An 18,391-nucleotide genomic window follows, 5' to 3' on the forward strand; every position below is an offset into this window, starting at 1 on the left:
TAGCAGTAATCCATGGTTTATTTGATGGAATGATATCTGGTTTAAGGAACAAGTGCCAATAGTGCCTCATCCAGACTTCCCTTAAAGAAAGCCAGATTCCCATGATTGCTCTCATATATAAAATCTCTCAGACTTTTGCTGGTATAATGGGAATAATCCCCGATCACTGCCAGCTTCATATTATAATTAGCAAATTTCTGCAAAATCTCACCTGCAAAGCCAGTCTTAAGATCAAAAAAGCTTTCATCCAGACTCTCCTTATATAAAACAACACCCATGCACTCACTGTTGTAATGAGCAGAAGCCATAATATCAAGCATGGTCTGAACGTCTTTGATTTTCATTTCCTTATCCACCACTCCGATGGACCGATTGTTTCTTATAATCACATTCATTTGTTACCCTCCTTTTCAAGAAATGGGGCGATGATGTCACCTGCATCCCCAATGATATGACCATAACCGGAAAGAATATGGATTTCAGGGGAAAGTGTAAGAGCAGTGAGCCGGTTAGCCACCTGATGAACATCAATGGTCACATCCTGTTCTCCTGCAATCAAAAGAACCGGCATACGAAGTTTTTTAATTTCTTCCTCTGAAAATGCGGGAAGAGGATCTGTCATAGGGTTAAAGTTCCTTAGTATCAGCATAATAAATTCTTTTGCTTTATCTGGTATATCGCTCTCTCCAATAATGGAATCGTCAAAAGACTCCAGCTCATCAGAACCCTGAGCTACATACTCAGATGATTTTGATAAGAATTCAGGCTTAATGGGAGATAGTCCGGAAGGGGAGATCAGCACCAGTTTATCAGCATATTCCGGAAATGCAGTTGTAAATTTAAGAGCCATCCATCCGCCAAAAGAATTCCCTATAATAACAGCATGGGAAATCATAAGCTGGTCAAATACCTCTTTCAGCCAAAGGGAGTAGGCGCTGTCGTTTACATCGTACCGATTCTCCTCACTGTTACCAGCTTCACCGATGGTATCAATGGCATACACCCGGTATTTTTCTGAAAACCGGGAAATCTCAGCAGCCCAGAATGCACTGTTGCTGCAGGAACCATGCAACAATACCATAGGCGGAAGATGAGGCTGTCCACAGGCAAGCACAAACGTTTTTCCATATGTGGTATCAAGATAAATAGATTCTCCGGGAAGATGGTTTATAATCTGATTGTAATAAGTTAAAAATTTTTCTTTTCCTTCTGGTGTTTTAAACACCTTATTGGTCTGATGATTCATAAGAATCTTCTCCTTTCATTCTTTCTGTCAAAGTATCAATAAAGTGAAGCACATCCTGAGCCAGCTTCAAGTTTCCATATAACGTAATTCTAACCTTACTTTCTGGCTGGATGAACAGAGCGTGAACGGCTGGATAATCGTAATCGGTGTGAGGGGAGTTAAGGGCCGCGAGAAGCATATTTGTGATGCGGTCAGCTTCGTCAATTCCTTTTACTTCAATATCAATCACAGAAGATACCTTTATATCATACTGTCCTTTCACTTCCTTCTTGTCTCTATCAAAATCAACGGTTGTTTTCGTAAGCTCCATAAAAATACTTAAATCATGTCCTGTTACTCGCCAGCTTTTCCCCAGCTTGGAAGCCCGAAGCTTTCCTTCCCGGATATAACGCTGAACTGTCTTCGGGTGAATGTGAAGCATTTCTGAAATCTGTTCCACAGAGTAGTATGTCTCATTCATATATTTTTGCTCCTTATTGTTACTTGTAATCTGATTATAGGGAACAATAAGGAATAAGTCAAGGCGTATTTTGAAAAATTATATTCCTTATTATTCCTTTTAGATGGATTCATATCCAACGTTCTCTAGCCTTTAATCAATCAGTAAGGAACGCAAAAAAAACCTGATTTTCCAAAAAGAAAAATCAGGTTTTATGACCTATCCGGGAATCGAACCCGGGTTTCCGCCGTGAGAGGGCGGCGTCTTGACCGCTTGACCAATAGGCCGTTTTTTTCTCTGTCCTTGCTGACAGCTTCATAATAATACCATAGGATTTTTCGTTTGTCTACACTTTTTTTGAAAAAAATAAAAAATTTGTCAATGACCGTATTTTTATGATATACTTTCTACTAAAAAGGGAGGTGAAAGCTGCCATGGAATCTAAGAAACGTGAAATCAAATATGACTATTTAAGAACCCTGGCTGTCCTTGCAGTTATCATGGTTCATGCCATTCCTGGAGAGACGGCAAATGAAAAGCAATGGCTGTTTTCTGCTGCCCTAACTCCACTGCTCTTAACCTCAGTGGGCATCTTTTTTATGCTAAGCGGCCTTTTTTTATTGCAATCCTACAAACAGGATATCAAAGAATTTTACTGGAAGAGATTTTTGGGAATAGTCATTCCATTTATAGTCTATAGTGGAATCTATTACTGGTATTATAACGTAAATCTGTCCCTGACACCGCGCCCCTTACATGAACATGCAGGACTCTTTATCCGGGAGTTCATTACAGAGTCAATCCCTTCGGCCCCCCATCTGTGGTTTATGTATGTCATCATAGCGCTTTACGTGTGCACCCCGTTTCTTGCCCGTATGTTCCATGCCATGACGGACCGGGAATTAAAAAGCTTTTTCATCATGATTCTTTTGGCTCAGGGAATTAATACCTATTTGCCGGCTCTTGGCCTGGAGGTTTCACCGGTTATGGAATACCTGATATTTAAAGGCTGGCTGATATATTTTGTTTTAGGATACATCATCATTCGTTTATACGGAAAAAAAACGTATCTGCCCTTTGGAGTCCTTGGGGCGGCAGGCTTTTTCATTACCTTATTTCAAAAAATTGTCACTCCTGGCTTTACTCCCGGAATCCACGATATGGCTTATCCCATGATAGCCATGTCAATATCCATACTCTTATTGTTTGAGCATTACGGCGATATTAAAATTCTGGTTTTTAGGAAACTTGTGACCATCATCAGCCGTTACAGCTTTTCTATCTATTTGATTCATTACCTGATCTTAAATCAGGTGGTCAAAGGAATCATAGAAAGAACAGGATTTCGTCATTACTATATCCCAAGGATACTGATTGAGACAGCACTGACCTTTTTGATTTCCCTGGCAGTGGCGGTCATTTTAGATGAAACAGTGGTAAAGCTGTTAAAAAGGGGAGCGGAGGCTCTCAAAAGCAAAGGGAAGTTAAAAAAGGAGAATTAGACATGGCAGGAAAAGATAGCTGCGAAAGCTGTATGTATTATAATTATAACGAAGAATATGAGTACTACGAATGTGAAATGAATTTAGATGAGGACGAGTATATGCGTTTTATCACCAGCTCGTCCAGGCAGTGTCCGTACTACAAATTCGGAGATGAGTACACCATAGTAAGAAAGCAGATATAAAAAAAAGCCCTGTAAAAAGGGAGGAGCCGGTATTCCAATCTGGAACACCGGCAATTATGAAAAAAATTTTTTCTTAAAGTATGTTGGCAACATCTTTATCTGATAAACTTAGTATATCGGTCAAATATGAAGAGAGTTTGACCATGTTGTAAAAAGATTATGACCAGAATGTGAACATTGTCCACTGACATGGTGTACTTTTATTCCCTTCCATGATATACTTTTTCGAGTTAGTCATAACGAACTCATATAAAAGGAGTAACTATCATGTACAAAATGAAAAAAATTGCTACAGCATTTGTGTCTGCAATATCCCTTACCCTCATTATTTCTGGATGCAGCAAGGCTCCGGCAGCCAATGCTGTTACGGAAGCTTCCAATGATTTAAAAACTTCAGGGAGAATTGTTAACACTTCCCAGGGAGATGTGGAGGTGCCCGCAGAACCCAAACGGGTGATTGCTACCTACGGAATGGGAGATTTGCTGGCACTGGGGGTAAAGCCGGTAGCCACCTATAATGCCAGGGGAACCGCCTACGAAAAAGAAGTGGCAGATTTGCCGGTCTGGGATAAGTTTGAGTCAGAAGAGATTATGTCATATGATCCGGATTTGATTTTTGTCGTCAATCAAGAGCAGTATGACAAGGTTTCTAAAATTGCACCAACTATTATGATTCCTTTCACAGAGCTATCCCTGGAGGAACGTGTTACATACCTGGGAGAAGTCCTTAATAAAGAGGAAGAGGCAAAGAAAGCTCTTTCAGAATTTAGGGAAAAGATAGGAAAAGCAAAGGAAACCATGAAAGAGAGCGGTCTTGATACCATGACCTATAGTATTTTTGACACCAGCAGCGATGGACGCATTTTTGTCTATGGTGATAAGTGGGGCCGGGGAGGAGATTTGATTTACAGCCAGCTTAAACTGAAAGCACCTGATGTGATCCAGAAAGATATCATAGGGAAAGACCAGTACCGGGAGCTTTCCATAGAGTCTGTCAAAGAGTATGCCGGTGACTATATCATATTAAGCGGTGAACTGGGATTTCTTTCCGATAATCCTGTCTGGAACTCCATTCCTGCAGTGAAGGCAGGCCATGTTATCCGGATTGACCACGACCTTTTCTATGACATTGATTTATATTCATCCAATGTACAGCTTGATTTCCTCATGAAAGAGCTGACCGGGAAATAAATGAAAAACCCTACAAACCAAATCCTTTCCGGAATTCACTTGGTGTGATTCCGTGAACCTCTTTAAATGCCGCAGCGAATTTTGCGGCATTTTCATATCCACAAAGATGGGCTATGTTTTTGATGTTCAAATCGTCATCAGCCAGCATCTGCATGGCCCGTTTCATAATGGATTCCCTGATATATGAATAAAGTGTTTTGCCGTAGAGGCTCTTAAAGGAAATGCGCAGCTTGCTTTCACTCATTTGAGCGATGCGGCATAATTCCTCGTTGGAGGGGAGGGAGAGAGGAGACTCATCAATCCGCTCCTTGACCCGGTAAAGCTTTATTTCATCGCTCCAGGTGACGTATTTGCGGCGTTCTGGTTTCTTCGCTTCCTTGTCCTTGTTATGTGCAAAAAGGAAAAGAAGCTCCATGGCCTTTAAAAGGTATGCCGGGAGAGGAAGCCGGTTTCCTCGGACACCCCAGCGGAGCTGCTCCATGACCAGCATGACATTGGGGGCGTCTATATTCCCAGGTTTCCATTTGACTGCATCAAGAACCCGTATGGGGTAGGAATATCCTGTGGCAGAGAGAAAATTATCAATGCAGGAATCAAAAATCAGCACACTGGTAAAGCACATATGCATACCTGCCGGTATGGTCAGGCGCAAAGGGGTCCCTTTGCTGATGATCAGTTGAGTGAAAGGACTTAGGGTTTTTGCCTTCTTGCCTTTCTGCGTAATCGTCATATCTCCCGTATCTATGCAGAGAATAAGAAGACATGGTTTTTCTGTAAACATCTTATAATCCAGCTTTTCATCCGCTTTAAACCAGGCACTGGCAATAAACAGACCCTTGGCAGGATTCACCTCTGTGATCCAGCCGTTTTCCCAGTTGCCAGGTACCGTATGCATGGCATAATTTCCCTCTCTTTTTGTATCAAAACCAAAATGCTTTGAAAAAGCGCCCCAGCCTAAATTGTATTCATCGGTATATTCCAAGTCAATCCCTCCTTCCGTCAGTTCTTAAAAGTATATCATGCTTTCCCCGGAGCTTTCAAGCTGATATAATCCAAAATGTGATAAGGGTAATCCAAAATAATAATATAAAAAAAGTGAATTATAGATAGAAAGCTATATATAACGGGATAAATCCAATCTATATCATCGGAATCCACCTACCCTTATAATTGCTCTTCCTCATTGACAGAATAGAGGTAACATGATAGAATATCACCGCGAGTTAGCTAAGTCTAACTAATGTTCGTGCAATATAATAAATACCATTTCAGGGATAAGGATTAAAGGAGATATTATGATGAAGAGAAGCAGCAAACGAATTCTTACTGCTATTTTAGGTATGACCATGTTACTGGCAGTAACTGGCTGTCAAAACACAAAACAAGCTTCCAGTACCAGCACACAGGCGGGCACTGGGACAGAGACAGAACAACCGACTCAGTCTGAGGCAAAGGGGACCCGGAAGGTACAGACGGTAAAGGGAGAAATTGAAGTGCCAACAGACCCAAAGCGGGTAGTAGTAAATTGGTATGTTGGAGATGTAGTAGCACTTGATTTAAATATAGTTGGATATTATGGCTGGGAACATGAAGGTATGCCTTACTATGATAAGATGATGGCTACAACAAAAATCCAAAACTGGGAGCAGGAAGAGGTCATGGCCTTGGATCCGGACCTTATTGTAACCTATAGTGATGAAGATTACGATAAGTTTAAAAGTATTGCTCCTGTTATTGTAATTCCTGAGGGAGACTTAAGTTCCATCGACAGGGTATTGTTTCTGGGAGAAGCAACCGGCACAAAAGAAAAAGCCCAGTCAGTGGTAGACACCTTTGAAACAAAACTGGCGGCTGCAAAGGAAACTCTTCAAAGCGATAAGTTTAAAGACAAAACATTCAGCATCAATGAGGATTGGGGTTCTGGCTCTTATGGCATTTTTTATGAAACAGAATCAAGAGGAGGCACTCTTGTTTATAAATATCTTGGCTTAAAGAAGCCGGAAAAGCTGGAGCAGCTCATTAAAGAAAAAGGGGAAAATCGAGAAGGCTTAAGCTATGAAGTGGCAGCCAATTATTTTGGTGATTACATGCTTTGGTTTCACCCCTATGATTCCGCTGAGGGAGAGCCCAGCGAATATGAAATGTCTGACATATGGAAAAGCCTTCCGGCAGTGGTGAACAATCAGGTGATAAGCATACCAAGCAGTAAGTCTGGTCTCTTCTATTATTCAGATGTGTTAAGCTTGACCGCCCAGATGGATTATATCGTAGATGCCATCAATTCCATAACAAAATAGACCGGAAAGGAACGAAAATAATGCAGAATTTCCCCAACAAGTGGAAAGGCGTGGCCCGCTTTTCCTTCTATATGATATTGGGGGTTGGACTACTTATACTGGTATCGGCAGCATCCATTTCTTTTGGCGCTGCCGATATGCGTTTGTCCACCGCCTGGGGTGCGGTTTTTAACTTTGATCCCACATCCACAGAACATCAGATCATTCAGTCCCTGCGGTTTCCAAGGACCGTGGCGGATATTATCGTGGGATGCAGTCTTGCAGTCTGCGGTGCCCTGATGCAGGGAACCACCAGAAACCCGCTGGCTGATTCCGGACTTATGGGAATCAGCAGCGGTGCTACCTTTGCCATTGCGGTTGCTATGGCATTTTTTCCGGCACGTACCTATGGTCAGACCATGGCATTTGCCTTTTTGGGAGCAGCAATCGCCACTGGGATCACATATTTCATTGCCTCCCTGGGAAAACGGGGGATGACGCCTCAAAGACTGGTACTCGCAGGTATCTCCATCTCCATGTTATTTGGGGCATTCAGCCAATACCTGTCTATTCGGTACCATTTAGGACAGGCACTGGCCTACTGGACCGCAGGCGGGACCGCGGGCGCTAAATGGAGTGAGCTTGCCATCGTTGCTCCCTTTTTTGTGTGCGGTCTCCTGATTGCCATAGGAGTGTCTTCCCAGGTTACCCTCATGAGCTTAGGAGAGGATGTGGCAATCGGACTTGGGCTCAACACCGGATTATTAAAAATAATTTCCACTGTCATCGTTCTGGTCTTAACCGGTCTTTCCGTAGTCGTGGTAGGGCCTGTTGGCTTTGTCGGCTTAATTACCCCTCATATTGTCCGCTATATGGTTGGCGTGGATTACCGTTACATCATTCCAGCCTCAGGGCTTTATGGAGCCCTTTTAACTGTGTTTGCAGATCTCACAGGACGTCTGATCAATAAACCGTATGAGACTCCCATCGGCATTATCTTCGCAGTCATTGGAGTTCCCTATTTCCTCTATCTTGCAAGAAAGCAAAGGAGGGAATTCGAATGAAAAAGAAACGGTTTACCTATGGCCGGGGAATTACGATTCTCCTATTAATGGTCTTTATTATGGTGTTAGCTGCAATCATCAGCATCAATACGGGCAAAATGAGCTTGTCCGTCTCTGAAGTATTTCGTGTTCTCATGGGAGAAGGAACGGATAAGCAAAATCTCATTGTATTTGAATTCCGCCTTCCCCGTATTATCCTGGCTATCCTTGTTGGCTTTGGTATGGGAGCCTCCGGCTGTATTATGCAAAGTCTTTTAAGAAATGATATGGCAAGTCCGGGTACCCTGGGAATCAGCTCAGGCTCCGGTCTTTTCGTACTTATATTTGTCGTAATGTTTGCTTCCAAAGGAGTATCCTCAGCCTTTGTCCTCCCCCTTCTTGCCTTTATCGGAGGTCTGACTGCCGCAGGACTGATATTCATACTTTCCTATCGGAGAGGAAGAGATATTTCGCCCACTGGACTGATTTTAACGGGTGTTGCCTTATCAAGCGGCTACAGTGCCCTCACTACACTTCTGACGTTAAAGCTGGATCAGAATCAGATGGATTTTATACAGCGCTGGAGCGCCGGAAGCCTTTGGGGAGATGACTGGAAATATTTAGCAGTGCTGGCTCCCTGGACCCTCATTTTAATCCTGTACGTAATTTATAAATCACGTATCATCAATACGCTTCACCTTGGAAATGAAACCGCCTCTGGACTTGGTGTAGCAGTAAAGCCTGAATTCATAGGGCTTTCCATTGCAGCCGTGGCTCTTGCTTCCGGCGGTGTTGCACTTGGCGGCAATTTTTTCTTTGTGGGAATGATAACCCCTCATATGGCAAGAAAGCTGGTGGGACCAAACCATAAGCTTTTAATGCCTGCATCCTGCTTATCAGGAGCGATCCTTATCCTCATTGCCGACACCATAACAAGAACCATAAGCCTTGGCACTGACGTGCCTACAGGAATTGTCATTACCGTATTAAGCACCCCTTACTTCTTATATCTATTAGGAAAATCAAACGGGTAGCTTTTTAGAAAAGGAGGATTTATGAACAGCATTACGACAGAAGATCTGGATATTGCATATGAAGATGCCATGATTGTAAAATCCCTGGATATAAATATACCGAAGGGAAAGGTAACAACCATCATTGGTCCCAACGGCTGCGGAAAATCAACGGTATTAAAGGCCGTAGGCCGTATTTTAAAACCAAAAAACGGAATGGTCTATTTAAATGGAGACGACATCAGAAAGCTCCCCACCAAAGAAATAGCCAAAAAAATGGCGATCCTTCCACAGACACCAACAGCTCCAAGCGGTCTGACGGTCAGCGAACTGGTCGCCTACGGAAGATTTCCTCATCAAAAAGGGTTTGGAAAACTGACACCAGAAGATAAAAAAATCATACAGTGGGCTCTTTCTGTGACAAAGCTGACAGAATTTGAGAACCGGGAGGTGGATACCCTTTCCGGCGGACAAAGACAGCGAGTATGGATTTCCATGGCCCTTGCCCAGCAAACCGATTTGATTCTTCTGGATGAGCCTACGACTTACTTGGACCTTGCCCATCAGCTTGAGGTATTGGAGCTGTTATACGATTTAAACCGCAGACAGGGCTGCACCATAGCCATGGTACTGCACGATTTAAACCTGGCCGCACGTTTTTCCGACTATATGATTGCAATCCGATCCGGCAAGGTAATTAAACATGGAGCGCCAGAAGAAGTTATGGTGCCGGAGGTACTAAAAGAAGCGTTCTCCATAGACGCTCAGATTGTTCTTGAACCAAAGACCGGGCGGCCTGTTTGTCTTACCTATGATTTATTATCTACAGAACCAGCCGACGAAAAGGAGGTGTAAGGATTATGGAGACCTCCCTTCGAATATTCAGAGAAGCAAAAAAATATTGGATACATTTGATCGCAGCTCTGCTTTCCCTGATTGTTTCAACCGCAGCAGGCTTTTATACGCCCTGGGCCCTTCGGGAACTGACGAAGCTAGCCACAGAGGGCACTGCTGATTTCGGGAAAGAAGCTCTCCGCATCGGCCTTTTTCTTTTATTTGCCACTGCCCTTCAGGCAGCAGGAAGTTCCGCCTCCGGATACTTAAATCACTATGCAGCCTTACATTATGTGGCTGATTTAAGAACCCGGCTTTATGGCAAGCTGCAGCGCATGAGCCTTAAGTATTTCCACAAAAGCCGTACCGGAGACTTAACCGGCCGTGTGGTCATAGACGCACTGGATGCAGAAGTTTTACTGGCTCATGTGATCCCTGATTTTGTTACGAATATCCTGACCTTTTTAGGGGTCGGAGCCCTTCTTTTTACTATTAACTGGAGACTTTCCATTGTGAGCCTTATAACGGTTCCCATACTGGTATGGATCACCATCTGGCAGAGCAATCATGTCTCTCCCGTATGGAAAGAAAATTCCAGAATAAGAGGAGAGTTAGCCGGAACCGTACAGGATAACCTGTCTGGAATTAAGGAAATTCAGATTTTTAACCAGCAAAAGCAGGAGGAATTAAAAGTAACCGAGTTAGCAAAAAAGCACAGCATGGCATACCTTCGCGCTAGCTTCTTTTTTGAGACTACATACCCCCTGTTATCCTTTGTAACAGCCCTTGGAACTGTAATTGTGATTGTATATGGAGGCCATTTAATCAGCGTTGGTACCGTTTCCATTGCTGATATCGTGGGCTTTGTTATGTACCTTTCCATGTTTTACGGCCCGGTCAAAAACTTCTCAAGTCTCGTGGAAAAGGCAGGAGAGGCAGCCGCAGGGTGCCGCCGTGTCTTTGAGGTCATAGACGAGGTTTCTGATGTTAAGGAAGTGGAGCAAGCCAGGGAGCTGCCTCGTGTTAAGGGTGAGATTCAGCTTAAGAACTTATCCTTCTCATACAATGAGGAAATCCCCATTTTAGAGAATGTCGACCTTACCATAAAACCCGGCCAGACCGTAGCCCTGGTTGGAGCTACAGGTGTTGGCAAAAGTACCATTGCCAATCTTGTGAACCGGTTCTACGACCCCCAAAAGGGAGCTGTTTTAGTGGACGGAGTAGATATCCGGGATGTGACCTTAGAAAGTCTCAGAGATAACATTTCCATGGTGCTTCAGGATACCTTTTTATTTCATGGCACTGTGTATGAGAACATCGCCTATGGCTGGAAGGAAGCCACGAGAGAACAGGTCATTGCAGCCGCTGAGGCTGCCAATGCACACAGCTTCATAAAAGAACTGGAACAGGGATATGAGACAGAAATCGGAGAGCGGGGAATCCGGCTCTCAGGCGGCCAAAAGCAGCGAATCTCCATTGCCAGGGCTATACTTCGTAATTCTCCTATCTTAATCCTTGATGAAGCAACCTCTGCCCTGGATACAAAAACAGAGCAGGAGATTCAGGAGGCACTTGATGAAGTCTCCAAGGAGAGGACCACGCTGGTGGTCGCTCACAGACTTTCTACCATTCGAAATGCAGATCAGATTGTTGTTTTAGAGGGAACCGGAATTGCAGAAACCGGCACTCACGAGGAGCTGATTGCCCGGGGCGGTCTCTATGCCAGACTGCATGAGGCGTCAAAAAACTAAAAAATATAACAAAAACATATTGCCTTTTATTTCACAAAATAATAAGATAGGACATATCTGAAGCCGTAAGAAGAATCCGGGAGGGGTTATGGATTCCTGATACCAATGGTTTCAGAATCATGTTACGAATCAGAATGACAGGAGGAGAAGGATGAAATACTTGGCAATTGACAACGGAGGAACTTTTATCAAGTATGCTGTAATGGATGAGTCCGGCAATATTTTGGAGAAAGGCAAAGAGCCTACCCCGGACCATAAAAAAACAGCAGAAGATTACTTTCATGTCTTAGATCAGATTGTTCTGCCCAGAAAACAGGAGATAGAAGGGATTGCGTTCAGCACGCCCGGACAGGTAGATGTTTTAACGGGCTTTTTGCATACCGCAGGCGGTCTTGTATACCTTATGGGCCTTAACCTGTGTGAGGAAATAGAGAAACGATACCATCTGCCCTCTTCCGTAGACAATGACGCAAAATGCGCTGCCATGGCAGAGCAATGGAATGGAAGCCTTAAGGGTGTAAAGAACGGAGCGGTTATTGTTCTTGGAACCGGTGTTGGAATGGGCATTATCATTGATGGCAAGCTATACCGGGGTACTAATTATACGGCTGGAGAAATCAGCTTTTTGAACCTGTATATCGATAAGCCAAAGCATTCAGACAGCTATATGGCGGTAAACGGTTCTTCTCTGGCTTTGGGACGTACCTATGCCAAAGAGACAGGGATTGACCCATCTGAGATTGACGGACACAGAATGTTTGAATTGATCAATGAAGGAGATGAGACAGCCTGCCGGGTCCTTCGTAATTATGTGCAAAAGCTTGCAGGGAGCATCTATAATTTCCAGACACTTTTGGATCTGGAGATCTTCGCCATAGGCGGAGGCATCAGCCAGCAGCCAGTCTTATTAGAAGAGATAAAAAAAGAGATTGATTACCTGTTTGAAGCCCACCCAAGTTCATCCTATGGAATGGCGGTAAAAAAGCCTAAAATCACAGCATGTCAGTATTATAACGACTCCAATTTAAGAGGAGCGCTCTATCATTTTCTTAACAGGAAATAATATAAAAAGAACAGGAGCATGTCCCTTTTTTGGTCATGCTCCTGTTCTTTTGCTGTAAAATCATAATCAGGAGTTTGTAAAATGATAGCTGTCCAGCAGTTCATTTTTCATCTCCCAAAGCTTCTTTGATAAATCCACATGGACTTCGTGAGGGTTTACAAGACGTCTCGACTCTTCCCAAAGGGTGTTAAGCTCCTTGGTACAGTAAGTCTGAATATCCATAACAGCAGGAGAGTGGTAGATACATTCTCCTTTTTTAAATACCTGAACCATAAGATCACGTATGGTATAGGTCTCAGGCGCCAGATGGGTCTTCTTCCATGTCTCAATGGGATCAAAAAGTAAAAGGGAATGGCTTTCTTTAATGGTCTCTCCGTCCAGGCAGATCAAATCAGCAATGATTTTTCCGGTTTCCTTGCTGTAAATACGCTTAATGACCTTATTTCCTGGATTGGTTATTTTCTCCGCATTTTCTGATAGCTTGATTTTAGGTACAAATTCCCCTGTCTTTCGGTCAAGGATGGCAGCCAGCTTATATACGCCTCCGAAGGAAGGGCAGTCCTTGGAAGTAATTAAATTGGTTCCAACGCCCCAGGAATTGATGGTGGCTCCCTGAATCTTTAAGCTGTTAATGAGGGTCTCATCGAGATCATTGGAAGCAGAAATAATGGCATCGGAAAAGCCTGCTTCATGAAGCATTCGCTTTGCCTTCTTAGAAAGGTAAGCCAAATCTCCACTGTCCAGCCGGATTCCATAATTCTTAAGTGGAATTCCGGCCTCCTTCATTTCCTTAAACACCTGGATGGCATTTGGAACACCGGATTTTAATGTATCATAAGTATCGACCAGAAGAATACAGGAGGTAGGATATAGCCTTGCATAGTTACGGAATGCAGTCAGCTCATCAGGGAAGCTCATGATCCAGCTATGTGCGTGGGTTCCCCGAATGGGAACGTTGAACATCTTTCCTGCCAATACATTGGAGGTTCCCACACAGCCTGCGATCATGGCAGCCCTGGCCCCATAGATTCCGGCATCCGGGCCCTGGGCACGGCGAAGACCAAATTCCATGACCCCATCCCCGTCGGCAGCATAAACCACTCTGGCGGTTTTCGTTGCTATCAGACTCTGGTGATTGATGATGGTTAAGAGAGCTGTTTCAATCAGCTGCGCTTCCATAATGGGAGCAATCACTTTAATAAGTGGCTCTCTTGGGAATACTACGGTTCCTTCCGGAATGGCATAAATATCGCCGGAAAATTTAAAATGGCGAAGGTATTCAAGAAAGTCATCTTCAAAGAGTCCGGTTGATTTTAAGTAATCAAGATCCTCCTGGTTAAAGCTTAGCTCGTTTATATATTCAATGACCTGCTCTAAGCCAGCGCAGATAGCATATCCGTTACCGCTTGGATTACTGCGGTAGAAAGCATCAAATATGACAGTCTCGTTGGCGTCCTTTTCTTTAAAATACCCTTGCATCATGGTTAATTCATAGAGATCTGTTAATAAAGTCAAATTTCGCTGGCTCATAGTTTTTCTCCTTTTACAAATCCTTTTCGCACATTATACCACAAGATTACAAAAAAACAATGGAATTGATAAAAAAATAACAATATCGACAAGATCAGAAACAATAAAGAAATTTTCGAAACAGTTTAAATTATCAGAATAAAGCTATACAATATGACAATTAATAATTTATTTTTAAAATAATTTTAAAAAGACTTGCAAAATAGAAGGGTATGGTATATAATAAAGTCATCAACAAAAGATAAAAACAAATCCATTTTTCCAATGGTATTACGAAAGATGGCAGGTAGAAAAGGAGGTCGATTCCACCAAAAATGTAAACTTAGCCTGATTTTTTAAAACATCAGGCAATAGGACCAACCGTTTCACTTTTGCAGAACAAATATTTACCAATCTCATATATGCCTATCATTCGTTATAACTGCAAGGGAATATTCCCCGAATCAACTTATTTGATTCATGTAATCAAATTAACCCAGGCAGTAAAATAACAAGATAGAAGAATAAATCAGGAAAGCAGTTAAAGTAAGATGGTAGATAAGGCTATAAAGACAAAAGGGAACGGAACAAATTCATATAGAGCATCCAAGGATTGCCAAAGGAAAATAACGAGAGAAAGGTAATTAGAAACGAATGGATGAAAGCATGTAGGGCGGGTATCGAATTTCATGAATATGATTCGGTACCCGTTCTTCTTTTTTGCCTTCCTGTTTCCAATCTAAAATGGCCTTGACATTTCATTTCCAAATCCCTATAATTAGGAAGTATATAAGAAAAATATCTCCTTATATTAAAAATAAAAACGTTGATGGAGACAGTAGGTCTCAGCGAAATGGACAGAGAGCCGGGGAGGGTGGAAACCTGGTGAAAGTAGCTGGAATCGAATATCACTCCGGAGTTTCCGGCTGAACGCTTTGGCATTAGGTCAGGACGTAGTTTCTGCGTTAAAGAAAAGCATATGTTGGTATGCGGTAATAGGTGGTATAACGAAGCGTAAGTATAGCCTTCGTCCTGATTACGGGACGTGGCTTTTTTTTATGTAATATTAAGTGCTTCTTATTACGTAAAAAGCCCTGCCGGGCAGGATGCACATGACGCTTAAGAGGAAGATGTCACTGAAGTGACAGCGCGTCAGCGCCTGAGTCTGACAAGTCAGACTCTTTATATAAAAGAAATGGAGGTCGCAAATATGTACAGAAAAGTCCCTACAGACTTGAATTTCGTAGCGAGAGAAAAAGAGGTTGAAAAATTCTGGGAGGACCGTGAAATCTTTAAAAAGAGCATGGAGAACCGGAAAGAAGCGGAGACCTATACGTTTTACGACGGTCCCCCAACGGCCAATGGTAAGCCTCACATCGGGCATGTGTTAACCCGTGTTATTAAAGATATGATCCCAAGATACCGTACCATGAAAGGGTATGACGTACCACGTAAAGCAGGCTGGGATACTCACGGACTTCCGGTAGAGCTGGAAGTGGAGAAGCACCTTGGACTTGACGGTAAAGAGCAGATCGAGGAATATGGTCTGGAGCCATTTATTAAATATTGTAAGGAAAGCGTTTGGAAATACAAAGGGATGTGGGAGGATTTTTCAAAGACGGTTGGCTTTTGGGCCGATATGGATGACCCCTATGTTACCTATGAAAATAACTTTATAGAATCAGAATGGTGGGCATTAAAGCAGATCTGGGAAAAAGGTCTTCTTTATAAAGGCTTTAAAATCGTTCCCTACTGCCCGCGCTGTGGAACTCCTCTTTCCAGCCACGAGGTTGCTCAGGGCTATAAGGATGTAAAAGAACGCTCCGCAATCGTGCGTTTTAAGGTAAAAGGGGAAGATGCTTATATTTTAGCATGGACCACAACTCCTTGGACCCTTCCTTCCAATGTAGGTCTTTGTGTGAATCCAAACGAGACTTATGTAAAAGTAAAAAGCGGAGAATATACCTACTATATGGCAGAAGCTCTTTGCGAAAAGGTGTTAGAAGAAGGCTATTCTATCCTTGAGACCTTTGTGGGCAAGGATTTAGAGTATAAGGAATACGAGCCACTATTTGACTTTGTAAATCCTGATAAAAAAGCTTTCTTTGTTACCTGTGATACCTACGTAACTCTGACCGATGGTACCGGTGTGGTTCATATCGCTCCAGCCTTTGGTGAGGATGATAATAAGGTAGGGAGAAAATACGATCTTCCTTTTGTACAGCTGGTGAATGCAGCAGGAGAGATGACAAAGGAGACCAAGTGGGCCGGTGTGTTCTGTAAAAAGGCAGATCCAATGATTTTAAAGGATTTAGAAGAAAGGGGACTCCTGTTCTCGGCTCCAGTCTTTGAACATAGCTATCCACATTGCTGGAGATGCGACACTCCTCTCATCTATTATGCAAGAGAATCCTGGTTTATCAAGATGACTGCTGTAAAAGAGGATTTAATCCGCAACAACAATACCATCAACTGGATTCCGGAAAGCATCGGCAAAGGACGTTTCGGCGACTGGCTGGAAAACGTTCAGGACTGGGGAATCAGCAGAAACCGTTATTGGGGAACTCCTCTTAATGTATGGGAATGTGAATGCGGCCATCAGCACGCCATTGGAAGCATTGAAGAATTAAAGAAGATGTCTGGTAATTGTCCGGATGAAATTGAGCTTCACCGCCCATATATTGATGCAGTGACCATCTCCTGTCCGGAATGTGGCAAAGAGATGAAGAGAGTCCCGGAAGTCATTGACTGCTGGTTCGATTCTGGTTCCATGCCATTTGCACAGCATCATTATCCATTTGAAAACAAGGACTTATTTGAACAGCAGTTCCCGGCTAACTTTATTTCCGAGGCTGTGGATCAGACAAGAGGCTGGTTCTATTCCCTTCTTGCCATCTCCACCCTTATTTTCAATCAGGCGCCCTATAAGAATGTTATCGTTCTTGGCCACGTCCAGGATGAGAATGGTCAGAAGATGAGTAAGTCAAAGGGCAATGCGGTGGATCCGTTTGATGCTCTTGAGACATATGGAGCCGATGCCATCCGTTGGTACTTCTATGTAAACAGTGCCCCATGGCTTCCAAACCGTTTCCATGGAAAAGCAGTTATGGAAGGACAGCGTAAGTTTATGGGTACTCTTTGGAATACCTATGCATTCTTTGTGCTCTACGCGAATATTGATGAATTTGACCCGACAAAATACTCTCTGGATTATGAAAAGCTTCCAGTCATGGATAAATGGCTGCTTTCCAAGTTAAATACACTGGTAAAAACAGTGGATACCTGCCTTGAGAACTATCAGATTCCAGAATCCGCAAGAGCTCTTCAGGAATTTGTAGATGATATGAGTAACTGGTATGTCCGCAGAAGCAGAGAGCGTTTCTGGGCAAAGGGAATGGAGCAGGATAAAATCAATGCTTATATGACTCTTTACACAGCCCTTGTGACCGTAAGTAAGATCGCAGCTCCTCTCATTCCATTTATGACCGAGCAGATTTATCAGAATCTGGTCTGCGCAGTGGATAAAACAGCACCGGAAAGCATTCACCTTTGCGATTATCCTGTTGCAGAAGAATCCTTTATCGACAAGCAGTTAGAAGTAGATATGGATGAAGTATTAAAAATCGTAGTAATGGGCCGTGCTGCAAGAAATACAGCTAACATCAAAAACCGTCAGCCTATCGGCCAGATGTTCGTAAAAGCACCTCACAGCCTGCCTGTTTTTTATCAGGAGATCATTGAGGAAGAGCTGAACGTGAAAAAGGTAGTATTTACCGATGATGTACGTGATTTCACTTCCTACAGCTTCAAGCCACAGTTAAAGACCGTAGGTCCAAAATACGGCAAACAGCTTGGAAGCATTAAAAATGCCCTTTCTGAAATCAACGGAAATGAGGCAATGGATACCTTAAATGAAACCGGAGCGCTCACCTTTACCTTTGACGGAACAGAAGTAGTGCTCACCAAAGAAGATTTACTCATTGATACCGCTCAGACAGAAGGATATGTATCTGAGGGAGATAATACCATAACCGTAGTACTGGATACCAATCTGACACCAGAGCTTTTAGCAGAAGGCTTTGTGCGTGAGCTGATCAGCAAGATTCAGACCATGCGTAAGGAAGCTGGTTTTGAAGTCATGGATCACATTTTGGTGTACAGTAAGGACAATGAAGCCATTGAAGGAATCTTAAAGGACAACGAAGAGGAAGTAAAGAGCGAGGTCCTTGCAGACAGCATTCAATTTGGAACAGCAGCCGGATATGTGAAAGAATGGAACATTAACGGGGAAAACGTGACCTTAGGAGTGGAAAAGATTCAGTAAACGGTGAGGAGGTTT

General features: G+C 43.1%; 15 protein-coding genes and 1 tRNA gene. 10 read left to right on the forward strand and 6 right to left on the reverse strand.

Translation table 11 applies throughout. The annotated features are described in order from the left end of the window. Positions 1–41: 41 nt before the first annotated feature. From OW255_RS06220 to OW255_RS06235, 4 genes are all read right to left on the reverse strand, one after another. The gene (locus OW255_RS06220) at positions 42–395 is read right to left on the reverse strand and encodes a DUF4180 domain-containing protein (protein WP_268116023.1); all 354 of its coding nucleotides are present in this window, start codon (positions 393–395) and stop codon (positions 42–44) included. After that, positions 392–1,246, reverse strand: a complete 855-nt coding sequence (locus OW255_RS06225; RefSeq protein ID WP_268116024.1) for an alpha/beta fold hydrolase — start codon at positions 1,244–1,246, stop codon at positions 392–394. The genes OW255_RS06220 and OW255_RS06225 overlap by 4 nt, the downstream gene beginning before the upstream one ends. Continuing rightward, positions 1,227–1,706, reverse strand: a complete 480-nt coding sequence (locus OW255_RS06230; protein WP_268116026.1) for a helix-turn-helix domain-containing protein — start codon at positions 1,704–1,706, stop codon at positions 1,227–1,229. The genes OW255_RS06225 and OW255_RS06230 overlap by 20 nt, the downstream gene beginning before the upstream one ends. A gap of 194 nt (positions 1,707–1,900) precedes the next feature. Continuing rightward, positions 1,901–1,972: transfer RNA gene (locus OW255_RS06235), tRNA-Glu, on the reverse strand. Between the two features lie 147 nt (positions 1,973–2,119). Between OW255_RS06235 and OW255_RS06240 the strand changes: the two genes are divergently transcribed. From OW255_RS06240 to OW255_RS06250, 3 genes are all read left to right on the forward strand, one after another. Continuing rightward, positions 2,120–3,187, forward strand: coding sequence for an acyltransferase (locus tag OW255_RS06240; RefSeq protein ID WP_268116027.1), 1,068 nt, complete (start codon positions 2,120–2,122; stop codon positions 3,185–3,187). Positions 3,188–3,189: 2 nt separating this feature from the next. Then, positions 3,190–3,372, forward strand: coding sequence for a DUF6472 family protein (locus OW255_RS06245; RefSeq protein WP_024836755.1), 183 nt, complete (start codon positions 3,190–3,192; stop codon positions 3,370–3,372). Positions 3,373–3,639: 267 nt separating this feature from the next. Next, entirely contained in the window at positions 3,640–4,563 is a 924-nt protein-coding gene (locus OW255_RS06250; protein WP_268116028.1) for an ABC transporter substrate-binding protein, read from the forward strand. Positions 4,564–4,573: 10 nt separating this feature from the next. On the opposite strand, the gene OW255_RS06255 is transcribed toward OW255_RS06250, so the two are convergent. After that, positions 4,574–5,545 (reverse strand): helix-turn-helix domain-containing protein, encoded by a 972-nt coding sequence (locus tag OW255_RS06255; protein WP_268116029.1) that lies wholly within the window; start codon positions 5,543–5,545, stop codon positions 4,574–4,576. 313 nt (positions 5,546–5,858) lie between these two features. On the opposite strand from OW255_RS06255, the gene OW255_RS06260 reads away from it, so the two are divergent. From OW255_RS06260 to OW255_RS06285, 6 genes are all read left to right on the forward strand, one after another. Further along, a complete protein-coding gene (locus OW255_RS06260) occupies positions 5,859–6,860 on the forward strand; it encodes an ABC transporter substrate-binding protein (RefSeq protein ID WP_268116031.1) in 1,002 nt (333 codons plus the stop codon). A gap of 20 nt (positions 6,861–6,880) precedes the next feature. Beyond that, a complete protein-coding gene (locus OW255_RS06265) occupies positions 6,881–7,903 on the forward strand; it encodes a FecCD family ABC transporter permease (protein WP_024836751.1) in 1,023 nt (340 codons plus the stop codon). Next, the gene (locus tag OW255_RS06270) at positions 7,900–8,916 is read left to right on the forward strand and encodes a FecCD family ABC transporter permease (protein ID WP_024836750.1); all 1,017 of its coding nucleotides are present in this window, start codon (positions 7,900–7,902) and stop codon (positions 8,914–8,916) included. Before OW255_RS06265 ends, OW255_RS06270 begins: the two co-directional genes overlap by 4 nt. 21 nt (positions 8,917–8,937) lie before the next feature. Continuing rightward, complete coding sequence (locus OW255_RS06275) at positions 8,938–9,750, forward strand: ABC transporter ATP-binding protein (RefSeq protein WP_268116033.1); 813 nt, start codon at positions 8,938–8,940, stop codon at positions 9,748–9,750. A gap of 5 nt (positions 9,751–9,755) precedes the next feature. Continuing rightward, the gene (locus OW255_RS06280) at positions 9,756–11,480 is read left to right on the forward strand and encodes an ABC transporter ATP-binding protein (RefSeq protein ID WP_268116034.1); all 1,725 of its coding nucleotides are present in this window, start codon (positions 9,756–9,758) and stop codon (positions 11,478–11,480) included. A gap of 151 nt (positions 11,481–11,631) precedes the next feature. Then, on the forward strand, positions 11,632–12,543 hold the full coding sequence (locus OW255_RS06285) for an ROK family protein (protein ID WP_268116035.1): 912 nt from the start codon (positions 11,632–11,634) through the stop codon (positions 12,541–12,543). 66 nt (positions 12,544–12,609) lie between these two features. Here OW255_RS06285 and OW255_RS06290 read toward each other — a convergent pair whose 3' ends face one another. Beyond that, complete coding sequence (locus tag OW255_RS06290) at positions 12,610–14,073, reverse strand: nicotinate phosphoribosyltransferase (RefSeq protein WP_268116036.1); 1,464 nt, start codon at positions 14,071–14,073, stop codon at positions 12,610–12,612. A gap of 1,189 nt (positions 14,074–15,262) precedes the next feature. Between OW255_RS06290 and ileS the strand changes: the two genes are divergently transcribed. Beyond that, on the forward strand, positions 15,263–18,376 hold the full coding sequence (gene ileS, locus OW255_RS06295; protein ID WP_024836745.1) for an isoleucine--tRNA ligase: 3,114 nt from the start codon (positions 15,263–15,265) through the stop codon (positions 18,374–18,376). Positions 18,377–18,391: the final 15 nt, after the last annotated feature.

It is taken from the genome of Lacrimispora xylanolytica, from assembly GCF_026723765.1.
Lineage (GTDB): Bacteria > Bacillota > Clostridia > Lachnospirales > Lachnospiraceae > Lacrimispora > Lacrimispora xylanolytica.

Coding starts and splice junctions, on each gene's coding strand:
- OW255_RS06220 (WP_268116023.1), bottom strand. CDS start 395: ATGAATGTGATTATAAGAAACAATCGGTCCATCGGAGTGGTGGATAAG.
- OW255_RS06225 (WP_268116024.1), bottom strand. CDS start 1,246: ATGAATCATCAGACCAATAAGGTGTTTAAAACACCAGAAGGAAAAGAA.
- OW255_RS06230 (WP_268116026.1), bottom strand. CDS start 1,706: ATGAATGAGACATACTACTCTGTGGAACAGATTTCAGAAATGCTTCAC.
- OW255_RS06240 (WP_268116027.1), top strand. CDS start 2,120: ATGGAATCTAAGAAACGTGAAATCAAATATGACTATTTAAGAACCCTG.
- OW255_RS06245 (WP_024836755.1), top strand. CDS start 3,190: ATGGCAGGAAAAGATAGCTGCGAAAGCTGTATGTATTATAATTATAAC.
- OW255_RS06250 (WP_268116028.1), top strand. CDS start 3,640: ATGTACAAAATGAAAAAAATTGCTACAGCATTTGTGTCTGCAATATCC.
- OW255_RS06260 (WP_268116031.1), top strand. CDS start 5,859: ATGATGAAGAGAAGCAGCAAACGAATTCTTACTGCTATTTTAGGTATG.
- OW255_RS06265 (WP_024836751.1), top strand. CDS start 6,881: ATGCAGAATTTCCCCAACAAGTGGAAAGGCGTGGCCCGCTTTTCCTTC.
- OW255_RS06270 (WP_024836750.1), top strand. CDS start 7,900: ATGAAAAAGAAACGGTTTACCTATGGCCGGGGAATTACGATTCTCCTA.
- OW255_RS06275 (WP_268116033.1), top strand. CDS start 8,938: ATGAACAGCATTACGACAGAAGATCTGGATATTGCATATGAAGATGCC.
- OW255_RS06280 (WP_268116034.1), top strand. CDS start 9,756: ATGGAGACCTCCCTTCGAATATTCAGAGAAGCAAAAAAATATTGGATA.
- OW255_RS06285 (WP_268116035.1), top strand. CDS start 11,632: ATGAAATACTTGGCAATTGACAACGGAGGAACTTTTATCAAGTATGCT.
- OW255_RS06290 (WP_268116036.1), bottom strand. CDS start 14,073: ATGAGCCAGCGAAATTTGACTTTATTAACAGATCTCTATGAATTAACC.
- ileS (WP_024836745.1), top strand. CDS start 15,263: ATGTACAGAAAAGTCCCTACAGACTTGAATTTCGTAGCGAGAGAAAAA.